Raw genomic sequence first — 15,603 nt, forward strand, 5'->3', positions numbered from 1 at the left:
GTATAAACAGGTTTGTACAAGCTGAAAAAAAACCCCGCCGAGGCGGGGTTTTCTTAGGCCTTGCCTGAATTACTTGGTGCCGATGAGTTCGATATCGACACGACGGTCAGGCTGCAGGCAGGCGATGACCTTCGCGCTCTTGGCACCGGCGCACTGGCCAGGCTGAGTCACGGGCTGCTTCTCGCCCTTACCTTCGGTGTAGACGCGGTTGGCTTCGACACCCTTGCTGACCAGATAGCTCTTGACCGACGCGGCACGCCGCTCGGACAGTTTCTGGTTGTAAGCGTCGGAGCCGATACGATCGGTGTGACCAACGGCGATGATCACTTCCAGCTTGATCTGCTTGGACATGGCGACGACTTCGTCGAGCTTCGCCTTGCCGGCCGGGCGCAAGGTTGCCTTGTTGAAGTCGAACAGCGCGTCGGCAGCGACAGTCACCTTGTCACCAGACGGCTTCGGTCCGGCGGCTTTGGCCATCGGCGGCTCGCAGACCTCTTTCGGCAGCAGATCCTTGTCGCACTTGCAGCCAGCCGGGTCCTTGGCTGCGCCTGCAGGCGTCCAGAAGCCGGTCCGCCAGCAGAGGCCGGCGCCGCTCATCGCGACTTCACCGCGTGAGTCGATCACATAAACGCGATCAGCCGCAGTTTGCGCTTGTGCGACGCCAACTGCAGCAAAAAGGCCGATTGAGGCCAGTAGGGTAGTAATGATTTTCGATTTCAAGATATTCCTCCTCGATTAATCTCTGTTAGGTCCGAATGCGTGTCACGCGATGCGATTTTTGCGCAGTCGGCGGATTTAAGCATACAAACTTCAGCGGCTTCAAGCATTGGTTTGGCATTGTGTTGCTTTTATACAACGATTGACGGTTAGCGATGCCCCGCGACGAGCACCGAAAGGCTTCCCACGACGCCGAGGCAGGTCCTGCGGACCAGCTCTCTGCCGCCCGCGGACAGCATTCGCCAGCGGTACGCTGGAGCCGCTGCGCACCGACTAGCCCCTTGCCAGCGAATCATCAGGCCAAGGACGGTCTCGAAGGCCAGTTCCCCGGCGGTCGTTTCTGGCAATCCACAGCGAGCACGGGAAAGGAGAGGAAGATGCAATCAAACAGCCTGGCGTCCGGCGCTTCCCTGCTCCGCACAGCGAAGGGAATCGTCGTCTTCTCGGGTGCCGGTCTTTCCGCCGATAGTGGGATTCCAGCTTTCCGTGACGGGGAAACCGGACTCTGGAACACGGTCGATCCTGACGAGGTCGCCAGAATTGAGGGCTTCCCGCGCCATCCGGAACGCGTCTGGAGCTGGCTGCTGGAGTTGAAGAAGTGGGTGGACGAACGGCAACCGAACGCCGCTCACCAGGCCCTCGCTCGATTACAGGAAACCTGCCGGGGAAAGCGACTGACAGTCATTACGCAGAATATCGATAACTACCATAGCCGTGCCGGGAACGCACCAGTGCTCGAAGTGCACCGCACCATCCACCACCGCCGCCGCTGCCAGCAGCATTGCGGCTTCACGACGAAGCTCAAGCAAGCGGCTTGAACACGCGCTGTGTCGAGGCTGGATGGCGCAGGAGTTGATCCGCCGGGCGAATCGGCCGCCGCACGAGTTCGCCGCCGCAATTAGGGCAACGACCGAGCAGTCGCCGCTCGACGCAAGCGGCGCAGAAGGTACATTCGAAGGAGCAGATCATCGCCTCCCGCGACTGCGGCGGCAGCTCGCCATTGCAGCATTCGCAATTCGGTCGCAATTCAAGCATGTACGGCTCCGAGGCTGGCCAGGCAGTCGTCGACGCTGGCGATGCGTGCGAAGCGCCCGGCCAGCACCAGTTCGGTATGCGCCTTGATCTCTTGCGACGAATACACCCGACTGCTGACGGGATGTGTCATCGAGAAAGTGAGCGTCGCTTCGCTGACGAAATCAACCTGATAGCCGATATCCGACGCCATCCGGGTGGTCGTCTCGCAGCATTGCTCTGTGCGGATACCGGCGATGATCAGCCGCTCGACGCCGTGGCGGCGAAGCCACAGGTCAAGGCCGGTGTCGGAAAAGGCGTTGTGCGTGTGTTTGACGAAGGACACGTTGGGCGAGCCCGGCAGCCAGTCGAGCCCACGCACTGCGCCCGATCCCTCACTGAACAGGCCGGCCTGGCCGACGTGGAAGATGTGCACTACCGGCACGCCGCGCGCGCGGCAGCCGTCGTCGAGGGCGAGCAGCGCCTCCTTGAAGGCGGGCACCTCGGTCTCTGACCAGAAAGGCATCTGACGGAAAGACTCCTGCACGTCGATGACGATGAGTGCGCAGCGGCTGACGTTTTCGATTTCGTTCGCGGACATTTCCGGTTCTCCTTTGTTGAGCGTGCGGCCATCGTAAGGTTTTTTCCCGAGCGGAACGATAGCCAAGGCGGAGCACAAGGGGGGAGAAAGCACCATCGCCGTTGCGGCGAGAGGCGGCGGTCGCGCTGCCTAGTAGCCAGCGAGGGCCAGGCAAGCAGTACCAGCGCCCGGGTTCAGGCTCGGATTATTGCCAGATAGCCGGAGACACTCAGACACTCAGGGTCTCAAAGACCCGCAGACGCGAACTACTCGAAATGGCAGACGTAGTGAAAAGCGTCGTCGCAGACGATGTCGAACGACGAGTCGCCGGGAACGGCGAAGGACTGCCCGGCGGCGTAGGTAGTCCACTGCTCCTTGCCGTTGAGACGCACGCGGCACGCGCCAGCAACGCATTCCATGACTTCCGGGGCGCCGGTGGTAAAGGTCAGCGACGAGGGCATGATGACGCCGATCGTCTTGCGGCTGCCGTCTGCCAGGAGCACGGTGTGGCTGACGCACCTGCCGTCGAAATAAACATTGGCCTGCTTGACCACACTGACGTTGTCGAACTGCGAGCTACTCATAATCCCCAGACTTTCTCCATAATCGTCTTGGCTATGAAGCCAAGCATCCCGAAGGACAGGACGAAGAACAGGACAATCGTTCCTGTCCTTCCGGCTTTCGCTTTCCACGCAATCTCGCCGATGATGAACAACATGAAGAGCATGAAGGCACCGATCCCGAAGGTCATGCCAAATTCCGCTATCTGCTCTTCCGTCAGCCCAAACATGGCGGGCTCATCTCCAGATTAATGTCGGCGTTGCGCCAGCTTTGCCGCGATACGCATGCGCAGGGCGTTGAGCTTGATGAAGCCTCCGGCGTCCTTCTGGTCGTAAGCGCCAGCGTCGTCCTCAAAGGTGGCGATGGTCGAATCGAACAGGGAGTTGGTTTTCGAATCGCGACCGACGACGATCACGTTGCCCTTGTAGAGCTTGACCCGTACCCAGCCATTGACCGGCTGCTGGGTGTGGTCGATCAGGGTCTGCAAGGCGAGCCGCTCGGGGCTCCACCAGTAGCCGTTGTAGATCAGGCTGGCGTAGCGCGCCATCAGGTCGTCCTTGAGATGGGCGACTTCGCGATCCATGGTGATCGACTCGATGGCTCGGTGCGCCGGCAGCAGGATGGTGCCGCCCGGGGTCTCGTAGCAACCGCGCGACTTCATGCCGACGTAGCGGTTCTCGACCAGGTCGATGCGACCGATGCCGTGCCTGCCGGCCAGTTGATTGAGCAGCGCCAGCAGTTCGTGTGCCGGCATGCGCGTGCCGTTGATGGCCACCAGGTCGCCCTTCTCGAATTCGAGATCGAGGTACTCGGCCGCGTCGGGCGCTGCTTCCGGAGACACCGTCCAGCGCCACATCGACTCTTCGGCTTCGGCGGCCGGATCTTCCAGATGGCGGCCTTCGTAACTGATGTGCAGCAGGTTGGCGTCCATCGAGTAAGGCGAGCCGCCCTGGCGGTGCTTCATCTCGACCGGAATGCCATGTTTTTCGGCGTAGGCGAGCAGCTTCTCGCGCGACAGCAGGTCCCACTCGCGCCACGGCGCGATGATCCGGATGTCCGGCTTGAGCGCGTAGGCGCCGAGTTCGAAGCGCACCTGGTCGTTGCCCTTGCCGGTGGCCCCATGCACCACGGCGTCGGAACCGGTCATCTCGACGATCTCGACCATCCGTTTGGCGATCAAGGGCCGCGCGATCGATGTGCCGAGCAGGTACTCGCCCTCGTAGACAGTGTTCGCCCGAAACATCGGGAAGACGAAGTCGCGCACGAACTCTTCGCGCAGGTCGTCGATGTAGATGTTCTCCGCCTTGATACCGAACTGCAGCGCTTTCGGCCGCGCTGCCTCGAGCTCGTCGCCCTGGCCAACGTCGGCGGTAAAAGTCACCACCTCGCATTGATAGGTATCCTGCAACCACTTCAGGATCACCGAAGTATCGAGACCACCGGAATAGGCCAGTACCGCTTTCTTGACGTCACTCATGAGATTTCCCTGCTGATCTTGCTGATTGTTCTGGTTTTGCTGAGGATGCTGATCGTGTCGCTTCAGCTATTTGGATTTCGGCGCCTCGACCCGGCCCACGAGGAGGTACTCGAGGAGCGCCTTCTGGGTATGCATGCGATTCTCGGCCTCGTCCCAGACGACGCTCTGCGCACCGTCAATGACCGCGGCCTCGACTTCCTCGCCGCGATGCACCGGCAGGCAGTGCATGAACAGCGATTCGGGCCCGGCGGCGCGCATCATTTCGAGGTCAACCTGCCAGTCGGCGAAGTCCCGCCGGCGCTCGTCGTTCTCGGCTTCGAAACCCATCGAGGTCCACACGTCGGTGGTCACCAGGTCGGCGCCGCGTGCGGCTTCCATCGGATCGGCGTAGCTCTCGAAGTGGTCGGTGCCATACAGGCCGGCGCGTGCCGGCTCGACTTCGTAGCCCGGCGGCGTCGACACATGGACGTTGAAATCGAGCACTTCAGCGGCCTGCAACCAGGTATTGCAGACGTTGTTCGAATCGCCGATCCAGGCCACCGTCTTGCCCTGAATCGGACCGCGATGCTCGATGAAAGTGAAAATATCGGCGACGATCTGGCAGGGGTGATACTCGTTGGTCAGGCCATTGATCACCGGCACCCGCGAATTGGCGGCAAAGCGCTCGATCATCGCCTGCTCGAAAGTGCGGATCATGACCACGTCGCTCATCCGCGAAATCACCCGCGCCGCGTCCTCGACCGATTCGCCACGCTGCAACTGCGAATCGCGGCTGTTCAGGTAGATCGCCGAACCGCCGAGTTGCTGCATGCCGGCTTCGAAGGACAGGCGGGTGCGCGTGCTGGCCTTCTCGAAAATCATCACCAGCGTACGGTCGCTGAGCGGCCAGTATTTCTGGTAGGACTTGAACTGCCCCTTGATCCAGCGCGAGCGCTCGAAAAGGTGGTCGAACTCTGCACGCGTGAAGTCCTTGAACTGCAGGAAATGTTTGACGCTATCCATCACCGATCTCTATCAGGAGGCGAGAAAATCGCCAATCACTCCGCCCAGGCGGCTCACCAGTTCACGCGCCTCGTCGGCACTGAAGTTCAGCGGCGGCAGCAGGCGCACGACCTTGTCGGCAGTAACATTGATCAGCAGCCCGACATCGAGCGCGCGGGTCACTAGTTCGCCGCAGGGGCGATCAAGTTCGATGCCGATCATCAGGCCCTGGCCACGAATCTCGACCACGCCTTCGCAATCCGCCAGGGCCTGCGCCAGACCCTCACGGATCAGCCGACCGATGGCCACCGCACTGTCGATCAAGCCGTTCTCTTCGATGACCGCAATGGTCGTCAGCGCAGCGGTCGACGCCAGCTGGTTGCCACCGAAAGTCGACCCATGCTTGCCTGGTTTGAACAGGCCGACCGCTTTGCCGGCTGTCAGGCAGGCGCCGATCGGCACGCCGCCGCCCAGCCCCTTGGCTAGCGTCACCACGTCGGGGTGGATGGCCGCGTGCTGAAAGCCGAACCAGGTACCAGTGCGGCCGGTTCCGCACTGCACTTCGTCGCAGATCAGCAGCCAGTCGTTCTCGTCACAGAGCGCGCGCAGGCCGCGCTGGAAATCGACGTCGGCGATGTTGATGCCGCCCTCGCCCTGGACGATTTCAAGCATCACGGCGACGACGTTATGATTCGACTTGGCTACCGCCCGAATGGCTTCGAGATCGTTGTAGGGAACGCGCACGAAACCGGAGACCAGCGGTTCGAAGCCGGCCTGCGCCTTGCGGTTGCCAGTCGCCGAAAGCGTCGCCATGGTGCGGCCGTGGAAGGCGTTCTCCATGACCACGATCGCCGGCCGCTCGATATCCCGCTTGTGGCCGTAATAGCGCGCCAGCTTGATCGCCGCTTCGTTGGCTTCGCAACCCGAGTTGCAGAAGAAGACCTCGTCCATCTCCGCCAGCGCCGCCAGCTTGTCGGCCAACTGCGCCTGCTGCGGAATACTGTAGAGGTTCGACGAATGCAGCATGCGCCCGGCCTGGGCAGCAATCGCCGCGACCAGCGCCGGGTGGTTGTGCCCAAGCGTCGACACGGCAATTCCCGACAGCGCGTCGAGATAGACCTTGCCGTCGGTATCGGTCACCCAGCTGCCATCGCCATGGCTGAAGGCGATGGGCAAGCGAGCGTAGGTATTCATCAGGTGCGACATGGATCACCCATTGCAAAGCACTTGAAACTGAAACGGCGGCTCGCGCCGCCGAATTACGAGAAAAACGAGAAAAACGAAATGAACGAGATCCGCACAGGAACCAGCATCGGTCCGTTCCGGCATGCTTTAACAGGGGTTCACACACCGTCTTACAAGGGCATGGATTTTACGGGAAAAAGACTCTGCTGTATAGAAAAGGCGGGTGTTTTGAGGAGTGTGCACCGGGCTGGTGCGGCAGAGAGGTCGACAGGCGTGCATGCGGCACAGGGCGGCACGATTCAGGTGACTGCTGGCGCGGCGATGGTTTCGCGCGGCTCCCTCCGCCCTTCCGAAACGCTTCAGCGTCAGGATCGCATGAGGAAGCGAAAGCCCGTGAACTGGTTCGCGCCGCCGGTCGGGAAGGCGAGGCGGTCGGCGGCGCGCACGTCCCTGGCGTTGCTTCCCCAGGAGCCGCCGCGCGGCGCGCGCAGGGTTGCGCTCGGGTCAGCCGCGCCGATGCGCAGCGATTCCTGCTCGTCGAAACCGTCGGCGCACCACTCCCAGACGTTGCCGTGCATTTCGTAAAGGCCCCAGGCGTTGGCGGGCAGGCTTTTCACTGCCACCGGCGCGGCGGGGTCGGAGCCGCTGCGAAAGTTCACCTGTGCCAGAGTGATCTCGTCGCCGAAGCTGTAGGCGGTGCGTGCGGCGGCGCGGCAGGCGTACTCCCACTCCGCTTCGGTGGGCAGTTCGGGCGGCACGCCCTGGCTGAAACTCTGCAACCCGGCGAGGAAACCGCTGCCGGGTGCAGTGATGTCGTTCCAGCTCACCTGTTCGACGGGGTGTTGCGGGCTGCCCGGATGGGTCGTGTTGCTGGCGCTGAACTGGCTTGGGTTGCTGCCCACCACCACCAGCCACAGCGCCTGCGTGCAGGCGGTGTCGGCGAGCCAGAAGCCGGCGGCGATTTGCGTCTCGACCTGCCGGTCCGGCTGTCGCTCGTCGCCCATCTGGAAGCTGCCGGCTTCAATCCAGCGCAGGCGCTGGAGGACGCCTGCGACCGCCAGGTCGGCCCAGAGTCCAAAGCGGTCGTCGCCCCAGGCGCTCGCCCAGCGCGGCGGGAAGCTGGCCGGGCCACGCTGGCGCCAGTCTTCCGGGCGGGCGGCGCTCATCGCTTGCCGCGCCGGGGCTTGGCGCGCTTGTCCGGCTTCGCGGCCGGTGCCTGTTTCGCTTCGACGCTGTCGACGGGAGCGCCCTTGCGCGCCGCGGGCACTGGCGGCGCCGCGTCCCGCGGCACCGGCCGCCCCGTCCCGGGGCGGCAGCCACTCCGTGGCGCCGTCCGGCTCGGCTTGACCTGGGGCGAACCGGAACCCGATGCCCCGGCCGCGGCCGTCGGGCCCGAACCCGCCGCGGAGGGCACAACGCGCGCCCCTGCCGTCGCTGCTCCACGAGCCGCCGCGCAAAACGCGGGAGCCGCCAGTCTGCAGGCCAGTCGGGTCAAGCTATGGCGCGGTCGGGTAGTCGCCGTACCAGTCGGCACACCATTCCCAGACGTTGCCGTGCATTTCGTAAAGCCCCCAGGGGTTAGCGGGGAGTGAGCCGACCGGCACCGTCTTCTCGCGATTCAGGCCCTTTTCGCCCCCGGCGTAGGGAGAGTCCCCGTTGTAGTTGACCTGCTCGGGGCTGATGTCGTCGCCGAAAGAGAAGGGCGTCGTCGTCCCCGCGCGGCACGCGTACTCCCATTCGGCCTCGCTCGGTAGCCGCGCCTGCAGCCCCGGCATGCGCCGATTCAGCTCGCTGAGGAAGGCCTGCACGTCGCGCCAGCTCACGTTCTCGACCGGGTTGCGAACGTCGTCCTGGAACTCGCTCGGGTTGGCGCCGGTCACCGCCTGCCACAGCGCCTGCGTGCAGGCCGTGTCGGCGAGCCAGAAGCCGCGGCTCAGCGTCACTTCGTGCTGCGCCTCGTTTTCCAAGTGCGCGGGCTCGTCGGCCGGCGATCCCATCCGGAAATGCCCGGCCTCGATCCAGCGGCAGCGCTGGCGAATCGCCTGCGGGTCGTCCGGCGCAGCCCCCGGCAACGGAACGAGCAGGTCGGCGTAGAGCCCGCAGGCGTCGCGGCCGATCTCGTGCGCCCACGCGGGGCGTTCGATGCCGGCGACGCGCCAGGCGTGCCGGCCGGCGAACAGCGTCAGCCCGGCGCCGGCGGCCGCCAGGCTGGCCAACGGCGCGACGCACTGCGGCGCGGCGGCCGGGTCGAGCAGGCGCGGACCGTCGGCGTCGCTGACCTGCAGCCGCTTGACGCGCAGCGGCGGGCCGATGGGCGAATGGCCGGGTCCGGGCGGGAGCTCGCCACGCCAGAGCAGCAGCCCCTGCGCGCCGACGCCGAGTCGACAGTCAAGCTCGGGCAGATCGCTGCGCGCGGCGACCGCCTGTGCCAGGTCTTCGTCGCGCAGGCCGGACGGCGCAGCGACCGCGCCGCTCGCCAGCCAGACCGGCGACAGCCAGGCCGAGTTGGCGGCCACCCAGCGGCGGTCGGCGCCATTGCGCGCCAGCAGGTCGCGCGCGTAGTCGCGCAGCCCGGCATCGGCCGTGCTGCCGCGGGTAGCGCGCGCGGTAAGCGCGGCAAACCACTGCCGTGCCTCTTCGACTCGGTCGCCGCACTCGTCCTGCGCCTCGGCGCAGGCGTGCGCCTGCCAGATCGACGCTTCCGCCGCCTCGGTCGCCCGGCCGCGCCAGGCGTGGACCTGCCGCGCGGCGGCGAGCGCCTGCACCTGCTCGGCGGCCGGCAGGGCCTGGAAGGCCTGGCGGTAGGACTCCAGGTAGGCGGGCGTGAGCGCACGCGAGACGTGGCTGTCGCCAACCACCGGCTGATGCGTCCACAGCAGCGCTTCGAGCGCCGGCTCGGCTGCGCTGGCGGCGCCGGCGCCGCGCAGGGCGCGCAGCAGCGCCGGCTCGACGCGAACGCAGAAGGCCATGCGCGCCAGCATCCGTTCGCGCAGCGCGTGCAGGCGAGCGCTTTCGGCGCGCCGCTGTTCATCGTTGGCGACGCCGCCACGGCGACGGCGCAGACCGCCGGCCGGGTGCAGGCAGAAGACGTCGGCCCAGCGGGTCAGCTCGCCGTCGACCTGGCGCGGCGCCAGCGGCGCCCAGACGACGGCCTGCGCGCCGTGCTGCGCGAGGCGACGGGCGAAGTCGGTCCAGGCGTTCGCCGGCGCGCGCCCGCTCGGCGACGCCAGCGCGGCCAGCGCACCGGCGTCGGAGAGGATCAGGACGCGCGTCGCCGGCGCCGGCAGCGGCATGGCGTCGGGCAGCGCAGCCGGCCCCGACCCCGACCCTGGCCGGCCGAGCTTTTCCGGCCAGCGCTGGCGCAGTTCTCGCGGGCTGCCGTCGACCAGCCAGACACTGAAACCGCCGGTGCCGCGCTGGCGCAGCAGGTCGGTGACGATCGCCCGGAAGTCGTCCTGGTAGGGCTGCAGGCGCTCGGCGCAGTCCCAGACGACGACCAGCTCGCCGCCCCAGCCCGACCGCCAGCGGCGCGGCAGCCGGCGCAGCGGCCGCGCGCCGGCCAGCTCGCGCTGCAGGCGCGGCAGATCGAGACCGGCGTGGTGCGTCTCCAGCGCCGAGCGCCTGAGCGCCGGCCACAGGCGCGGCTGGCGAACCAGTGGAACGAAAGGCGCCGCGTCGCCGTCGCTGCGCCGCGGCGCGCAGTCCGCCGGAGTCAGCGGCGGCACGCCGTCGCCCGCGCTGTCCTCGCCTGGTACGTCTTCGAGGCGGCGGCAGGCGGTGATGGCGAACAAGGGCGCCCGCAGAGGCGCTCGTGCTGCTGCTTCGACAAGTGTTGCTGGCGCAGGACCGACGACGGCGCGGACTGAAATGGCGCCTGAAATGGTTGCCACCGCCGGCTGAAGCTCGAAGCCAAGCAGGCCGGCGTAGCGACGAGCCGCCGCCGCGTCGTCGCCTGCGCAATCGAGGGCGCGCAGCAGGTCGGCGCGTGCCAGCAGCGGCGAACGGATCATCGCTTCATTCCGCCGCCGGGTCGCCGATAGCGGCGCTGGCAGCCGCCCGCCGCTGCGACAGCTCGGGGCTGCCGTCGACGATGCCGTTCTTGAGGAAGGCGTAGGGCGCGAGGCGCTGCAGCCATTGCTTCTGCTCGGCAGGTTTGCCCGGCGCGAGGCGGTGCAGGGCGGTGAGCAGGTCGATGTACTCGGCCAGGCCCGGCGGCGACACGCCGGCCCTCGTGGCCTGTTCGCGGTCGGCGTCGAGCTGCGCGGCGGCGATACGCAGGATCTCGACATCGAGCCGCTCTGCCGCCGGCGATCCGCGGCCGAAATGCGCCTCGCCGCGCTTGACGAGGAAATCGACGTAGGGATCGTCGGGTTCCAGCGTCAGCACGACGCAGCGGCGCAGGAAAGCGGCCGGCAGCTCGCGCTCCTCGTTGGTGGTGATCACCACCAGCGGCAGGCCGGCGCCCGGCCTGATCGGCTGGCGCGTCACCGGGTTGGGGAACTCGCGGCTGCCGAGCACTTCGAGCAGGCTGTTCGGCAGGTCGCTGTCGGCCTTGTCGATCTCGTCGATGAGGATCACGTGGCCGCGCGGTTCTTCCGTATCGCCGGCCGGCGCGGCAGCCGATGCCGGCCCGTAGCGGCGCGCGTCGCTCCAGGCGAAGGCGCGCCAGAAGGGACCGGGCAGCCAGTAGCGTTCGTCAGCCTTGACGCCGCCGCCGACCGCCGCCGCCTGCGCGTCGGCGAGCCGCTGCACGGCGTCGAAGGTGCAGAAGAGATCCTGCGCCTCGAAGCGCGGGCTGATGGTGACGCTGTGCAGGTACCAGCGCAGCGCGGCGGCGGCGGCGCGCGCCAGTTGCGTCTTGCCGGTGCCCGGCTCGCCGCGCACGAGCAGCGGCCGCTCCGACGCCAGCGCCAGGTGCAGCGCGTCGATCTCGTTCTGCGACCATTGATGAACGAGGCCGTCGAAACGCGCGACGGCGTCGGCTTCGAGGTCTTGCAGCAGTTGTCTGACGTCAGCTTGCATGTATTCTGCCTTTGAGTTCGTTGATGTCTTTATGTCTTTGGGCGGGGCGCAGTCGTCGAGGGCTTTCTACGAGCCGGGGAAGCTCGGCTCGGGACGAGGAGGCGGCGAGGCGGCACCGGGGAAACGGGGCTCACGAGACGGCTTTAGCCGCTCCCCGCTGATCCGATCGAGCAGCGTCTTCCTGGCCGGCGCCTGGTCGAGTCCGACGAGGTCGACGTGCGTGACTGCAGCCAACAGGCCATCAAGCTCGCAGTGAGCAACCCTTACCGGGATCAGACGGCGCTGTGCGCCGGCCGGATCCCGCAACAGGGCCGCAGCCCATTCGGGTTGGGTGTAGCGTGCCGCGAGGTAGTCGGGTGAAAGGACGGCAATCGTTCGCTCGGTCTGCTTCATCGCGCGGTCCATATCGAGCACGAAATTGCCGCCGGCATGGAAATCCCACGCCTGGATCAAGGTGCTGTAACCGGCATCCTCGACCTGCCAGGCGATCCATTCGGCCCACTCCTTGTCGGCCTTGTTATAGCTGATAAAGAAATCGCACTTGGAAACTGTGTTCTGCAAACGAGCTCCCGCTGAGGCCTGCGGCGCCGAGAGCTGCGCCAGGAGCGCCGGAAGATAGCTCATAAGGTCGGCCTGCAGGTTGGCCCTTTGCCAGGCGGCGCGGTCGGCGTCGGCGAGCCGGCGTCCGGCGGCGTCGCCGTAGTGGAAGGTCGCGACGTCGAAGTAGCCTGCAAGTTCCTGACGCAAGGCCGCGTCATCGAGTGGGTGAGCGCTGGCCGAGTCGAGTCCGAACATCGGGCGGCAGTCGTTCGTGCGGGCGTAGCGCCTGAGCTGGGCGAGCAGCACGTCGTCGGAAGCGACGCCGTACTGCCGGATGTCGTGCAGCGCGCGCGCCTTGCCAGTTGCCAGATCGTCGAGCGGCGTCTTTACCAGCGCCTGCAGTTCGGCCTTGACGCATTCCCTGGGCCCCTGGAAATCGAGTTCCTGCGGCGGCAGGTCGCGGACGACATTGACCGCCTCTGCCCTGCGCGTTTGGCCGTCGAAGTGAATGCGGACGCCATTCCGACAGCACGCGGCGGCAATCAGCGCGGCGGCCAGCTGCTCGCTGGCGTCGATCAGGAGTTCCTCGCTCGCTGCCGCGGCGGCGGCGATGTGCTGCGCAGCCAAGCGGTCGTGAATCCGCCGCTCGCAGACGACCAGGCAGATGTCGATCGCCACCCGGCGAACGACCTCGGGCACCGCGCCGGGTGCTGCGCCGCGTTCGCCGAGCTGCGCCGCGACGGCGAGGAGGTTCTCGATAATATCGAGCGGCTCCTGCTGCAGGCAGTCGTCGAGCAGCGCGCCGGCGTCGGCGGCCGGCTCGCCGCCGCGTTCGTCGGCCCAGGCCTGCGCGAACGTCGGCCACAGCGCCGGCTGCCGGTAGAGCGCATCCAGCCGCTGGCGGAGGGTCTGCTGCAGGTGGGTCACCGGCGCTCTCCGGCTAACGTCGCAGCAGGTTCCAGACGGTTTCGATACCGCCCACGACCAGATCGGAAATGTCTGCCTCGAGCAAGCCCTTGCGCCGGTCCCGAGGCGCCAGCGACTTGGCGCGCTCGTTGGCGAGCAGCGCGTCGGCGACGGTATGCGGGTTCACGTGCTCCTGCCGGCTCGCTTTTTCACCAAAATTGTCGAGCGCGTCCTGCACCGCGTCGGAATCAAGAATGACGATCGGCGAACGGCAATGCGTGCACACGTGATCGCGACGGATATCGACCGGTGCGCCACAACCCGAGCAGCGGATGGTCTGCACCTGCCGCGCCAGCTCGGCGACCTCGGCGCCGTTGAGTTGGCGAACGAAGCCTTTTTCGATCATGAACGCCGCGAAGGCGCTGTAGCGACCGTGGCGCTGCGGGCAGCGGCTGTAGGCGAAGCGGCCGTTGCGCGTGCTGTCGAGCCGGTGCATCAGGGGTTCGCGGCAGCGTGGGCATTGCAGCACGTCGCGCCAGGGTTGGCGCAGGTCGGCGTGGTGTTCGTGCAGCAGGCGGAAGAGTTCAAGAACGCCGGCCGGAGCGAGTTGCGCACTCTCGAACTCGTCGAACCAGATACCCTGGCAAGGAAAGCAGATGTCGAGCGACACGACACCGTTGAGCTGGCGCTTGAACTGCTGCACCGCCATCGGCGCGTGGCAGCTGGGACATGGGCCGCCGCTCGCCGAACGAGCGGGCTGAGCGGAATGATCGGAATGCGCGGCTTGCGCTGACTGCGGATCGCTGGTGTTGTTCATGGCATCGAATGCTTGAATGCTTAGATCACTGGAGGTGGGGCGTTTCTGCCACTCCCCACCTGCTGCTCCGCGCCCTGGCTGCTCACCGCAGCCAGAAGCGCACGTCGGCGAGTATAGCCGCCAGTCCTTCCACAAGCGAGCGCGGACCGGGGCGACTCGCCGTCGTCCACTTTTCTTGCCGCCTGTGCCGTGGGCACTGGTGCCCGTTCAGTAGTCATCCTGACGCGCGCGGCAGCGAATGCTCTCTACGAGCACTCACATTTCCCAACGGAGTGATTCGGCCGATAGAATCAATCAATCGATCCAGGATTGCATTCTGTCGCTTGTGACCTAGAGTACTTATATCGTCCCCATGCTCACTTAGCGGTCTTCCGCTACAGGGCCACTCGGCTGTCTTGTCCGGGCTGGCACCCCCAGCGGGCACCAGGGCCGAAAGAGGCACTTTCCGCCGCAGCCACGGGCTGCACGAAAAGCGCCAGGAATCCGAGACAGGCAAAGTGGAAGGAAAAGCCATGAGCGAGAAGCGGAAATCGGTAATCATCACCTTCAAGGCAAAGGAAAAGCGTTCGGACAAGAGCGCGGACAAGGTGGACATCGTGCGCAGCGTATTGCCCAAAGGCATGCAGACGTACTTTTTTGACGCGACGAGCCTGGCGTCAGGAGCATCAGTGCCGGCGATGGACCAGGATCTGATCGCTTACGACGTCAATCAATACGAATCGCCGATCGTCACCGCGCGGCTGACCAAGGCGGAGATCGAGGAACTGTCGAAAAATGGCAACGTCGCCGAGGTAGAGGAAGACCAGGTGTGCTACGCGATCGGCAGTCAGTTCGGCCACCTGCAATTCGAGAACCAGCCGAGCATCCTGGCCGAAACCGTGCCGGCCGGCGTTGTGCAGATCAAGGCACCGCAAGGCTGGCCGTCGTCGCAGGGCGAAGGAATACGGGTGGCGGTGGTCGACACCGGTATCGACTACAACCACTCGGACCTCAAAGCCAACTACCGCGGCGGCGTCAGCTTCGTTGCCGGCGCGAGCACACCAATGGATGATCACGGCCACGGCACGCACTGCGCGGGCACGGTTGCCGCCGCAATCAACGGTGCCGGCGTCGTTGGCGTAGCGCCCAGCGCCTACCTGTACGCGGTCAAGGTTCTGGACAGCAGCGGTAGCGGCTCGTATAGCCAGATCATTTCGGGCATTGACTGGTGCATCCAGAACGGCATGCGCGTGGTCAGCATGAGCCTCGGCGGGTCAGGCGGGTCGACGGCCCTGCAGAACATCTGCAATACCGCTTGGAGCAAGGGTCTGCTGGTCGTCGCGGCGGCCGGAAACACCGGTGCCAGCGTCGGCTACCCGGCCAAGTACAAGAACGTGATCGCCGTATCGGCGATTGATTCGGCCAACGCCCTAGCAGGCTTTTCCAGCCGTGGGCCGGAAGTCGACATCTGCGCGCCGGGAGTTAACGTCCTGTCGACGACCAGGGGTGGTGCTTATGGGACGATGAGCGGTACCAGCATGGCCTGCCCGCACGTTGCCGGTGCAGCTGCCGCGGTGTGGGGCGCCCACCGCTTCGCCAGCAACGAGCAGATCTGGAACCTTCTGGCGTACTACGTCGATAATCTCGGCGCGCCGGGCTGGGACGCCAGCTTCGGTTATGGCCGGGTCAACGTCGACCGGGCAGCGTTGGCCTTGACGCCAGCACCGGTGATCGCCAAGAAAGGCATCTAGGATCGCTGCGCGCTGCGGGCCTTGGTGGTCAGGTCAGAGAGCACGGACCCGCTTCGCCAGCGAGGTTGTTCGCGCT

Annotated in this window: 15 protein-coding genes; 2 read left to right on the plus strand and 13 right to left on the minus strand. The window is 65.9% G+C overall.

Annotation, left to right across the window (positions count from 1 at the left end; genetic code table 11):
• Positions 1 to 69: 69 nt before the first annotated feature.
• On the minus strand, positions 70 to 720 hold the full coding sequence (ompA, locus tag QZ648_RS17005) for an outer membrane protein OmpA (RefSeq protein WP_169067084.1): 651 nt from the start codon (positions 718 to 720) through the stop codon (positions 70 to 72).
• A gap of 374 nt (positions 721 to 1,094) precedes the next feature.
• Between ompA and QZ648_RS17010 the strand changes: the two genes are divergently transcribed.
• Complete coding sequence (locus QZ648_RS17010) at positions 1,095 to 1,535, plus strand: Sir2 family NAD-dependent protein deacetylase (RefSeq protein ID WP_291997752.1); 441 nt, start codon at positions 1,095 to 1,097, stop codon at positions 1,533 to 1,535.
• Here QZ648_RS17010 and QZ648_RS17015 read toward each other — a convergent pair.
• The 12 genes from QZ648_RS17015 to QZ648_RS17070 all read right to left on the minus strand — a co-directional run bounded on the left by QZ648_RS17015 (position 1,519) and on the right by QZ648_RS17070 (position 13,797).
• On the minus strand, positions 1,519 to 1,752 hold the full coding sequence (locus tag QZ648_RS17015) for a DUF1272 domain-containing protein (protein WP_169067086.1): 234 nt from the start codon (positions 1,750 to 1,752) through the stop codon (positions 1,519 to 1,521). The two genes, QZ648_RS17010 and QZ648_RS17015, sit on opposite strands and share 17 nt — an antisense overlap.
• Positions 1,745 to 2,329 carry an isochorismatase family protein gene (locus QZ648_RS17020; RefSeq protein WP_291997753.1) on the minus strand — a complete coding sequence of 195 codons (585 nt, stop codon included), beginning with the start codon at positions 2,327 to 2,329 and terminating at the stop codon, positions 1,745 to 1,747. Before QZ648_RS17020 ends, QZ648_RS17015 begins: the two co-directional genes overlap by 8 nt.
• A 245-nt stretch (positions 2,330 to 2,574) precedes the next feature.
• Positions 2,575 to 2,892, minus strand: a complete 318-nt coding sequence (locus tag QZ648_RS17025) for a pyrimidine/purine nucleoside phosphorylase (RefSeq protein ID WP_169067088.1) — start codon at positions 2,890 to 2,892, stop codon at positions 2,575 to 2,577.
• Positions 2,889 to 3,098: a DUF2788 domain-containing protein gene (locus QZ648_RS17030; RefSeq protein WP_169067089.1), complete on the minus strand. Its 210-nt coding sequence runs from the start codon at positions 3,096 to 3,098 to the stop codon at positions 2,889 to 2,891. Before QZ648_RS17030 ends, QZ648_RS17025 begins: the two co-directional genes overlap by 4 nt.
• An 18-nt stretch (positions 3,099 to 3,116) precedes the next feature.
• Positions 3,117 to 4,346 (minus strand): argininosuccinate synthase, encoded by a 1,230-nt coding sequence (locus QZ648_RS17035; protein ID WP_291997754.1) that lies wholly within the window; start codon positions 4,344 to 4,346, stop codon positions 3,117 to 3,119.
• A gap of 66 nt (positions 4,347 to 4,412) precedes the next feature.
• Positions 4,413 to 5,348, minus strand: a complete 936-nt coding sequence (gene argF / locus QZ648_RS17040) for an ornithine carbamoyltransferase (protein WP_169067091.1) — start codon at positions 5,346 to 5,348, stop codon at positions 4,413 to 4,415.
• Positions 5,349 to 5,360: 12 nt separating this feature from the next.
• A complete protein-coding gene (locus QZ648_RS17045) occupies positions 5,361 to 6,533 on the minus strand; it encodes an aspartate aminotransferase family protein (RefSeq protein ID WP_169067092.1) in 1,173 nt (390 codons plus the stop codon).
• 344 nt (positions 6,534 to 6,877) lie between these two features.
• Complete coding sequence (locus tag QZ648_RS17050; protein ID WP_291997776.1) at positions 6,878 to 7,678, minus strand: formylglycine-generating enzyme family protein; 801 nt, start codon at positions 7,676 to 7,678, stop codon at positions 6,878 to 6,880.
• Positions 7,679 to 8,008: 330 nt separating this feature from the next.
• On the minus strand, positions 8,009 to 10,522 hold the full coding sequence (locus tag QZ648_RS25100) for a formylglycine-generating enzyme family protein (protein ID WP_366144172.1): 2,514 nt from the start codon (positions 10,520 to 10,522) through the stop codon (positions 8,009 to 8,011).
• Between the two features lie 4 nt (positions 10,523 to 10,526).
• Complete coding sequence (locus QZ648_RS17060) at positions 10,527 to 11,534, minus strand: MoxR family ATPase (RefSeq protein ID WP_291997755.1); 1,008 nt, start codon at positions 11,532 to 11,534, stop codon at positions 10,527 to 10,529.
• Between the two features lie 66 nt (positions 11,535 to 11,600).
• Complete coding sequence (locus tag QZ648_RS17065; protein ID WP_291997756.1) at positions 11,601 to 13,001, minus strand: toll/interleukin-1 receptor domain-containing protein; 1,401 nt, start codon at positions 12,999 to 13,001, stop codon at positions 11,601 to 11,603.
• Positions 13,002 to 13,014: 13 nt separating this feature from the next.
• Positions 13,015 to 13,797 carry a zf-TFIIB domain-containing protein gene (locus QZ648_RS17070; RefSeq protein ID WP_291997757.1) on the minus strand — a complete coding sequence of 261 codons (783 nt, stop codon included), beginning with the start codon at positions 13,795 to 13,797 and terminating at the stop codon, positions 13,015 to 13,017.
• A 512-nt stretch (positions 13,798 to 14,309) separates the two neighbouring features.
• Here QZ648_RS17070 and QZ648_RS17075 point away from each other — a divergent pair.
• Entirely contained in the window at positions 14,310 to 15,527 is a 1,218-nt protein-coding gene (locus QZ648_RS17075) for a S8 family peptidase (RefSeq protein WP_169067098.1), read from the plus strand.
• Positions 15,528 to 15,603 lie beyond the last annotated feature (76 nt).

It is taken from the genome of Candidatus Accumulibacter sp. ACC012 (genome assembly GCF_907163155.1).
GTDB lineage: Bacteria > Pseudomonadota > Gammaproteobacteria > Burkholderiales > Rhodocyclaceae > Accumulibacter > Accumulibacter delftensis.

What these genes read in the sequence shown, in the direction of transcription:
- QZ648_RS17010 (WP_291997752.1), top strand. Translation starts at nt 1,095, where the DNA reads ATGCAATCAAACAGCCTGGCGTCCGGCGCTTCCCTGCTCCGCACAGCG.
- QZ648_RS17015 (WP_169067086.1), bottom strand. Translation starts at nt 1,752, where the DNA reads ATGCTTGAATTGCGACCGAATTGCGAATGCTGCAATGGCGAGCTGCCG.
- QZ648_RS17020 (WP_291997753.1), bottom strand. Translation starts at nt 2,329, where the DNA reads ATGTCCGCGAACGAAATCGAAAACGTCAGCCGCTGCGCACTCATCGTC.
- QZ648_RS17025 (WP_169067088.1), bottom strand. Translation starts at nt 2,892, where the DNA reads ATGAGTAGCTCGCAGTTCGACAACGTCAGTGTGGTCAAGCAGGCCAAT.
- QZ648_RS17030 (WP_169067089.1), bottom strand. Translation starts at nt 3,098, where the DNA reads ATGTTTGGGCTGACGGAAGAGCAGATAGCGGAATTTGGCATGACCTTC.
- QZ648_RS17035 (WP_291997754.1), bottom strand. Translation starts at nt 4,346, where the DNA reads ATGAGTGACGTCAAGAAAGCGGTACTGGCCTATTCCGGTGGTCTCGAT.
- argF (WP_169067091.1), bottom strand. Translation starts at nt 5,348, where the DNA reads ATGGATAGCGTCAAACATTTCCTGCAGTTCAAGGACTTCACGCGTGCA.
- QZ648_RS17045 (WP_169067092.1), bottom strand. Translation starts at nt 6,533, where the DNA reads ATGTCGCACCTGATGAATACCTACGCTCGCTTGCCCATCGCCTTCAGC.
- QZ648_RS17050 (WP_291997776.1), bottom strand. Translation starts at nt 7,678, where the DNA reads ATGAGCGCCGCCCGCCCGGAAGACTGGCGCCAGCGTGGCCCGGCCAGC.
- QZ648_RS25100 (WP_366144172.1), bottom strand. Translation starts at nt 10,522, where the DNA reads ATGATCCGTTCGCCGCTGCTGGCACGCGCCGACCTGCTGCGCGCCCTC.
- QZ648_RS17060 (WP_291997755.1), bottom strand. Translation starts at nt 11,534, where the DNA reads ATGCAAGCTGACGTCAGACAACTGCTGCAAGACCTCGAAGCCGACGCC.
- QZ648_RS17070 (WP_291997757.1), bottom strand. Translation starts at nt 13,797, where the DNA reads ATGAACAACACCAGCGATCCGCAGTCAGCGCAAGCCGCGCATTCCGAT.
- QZ648_RS17075 (WP_169067098.1), top strand. Translation starts at nt 14,310, where the DNA reads ATGAGCGAGAAGCGGAAATCGGTAATCATCACCTTCAAGGCAAAGGAA.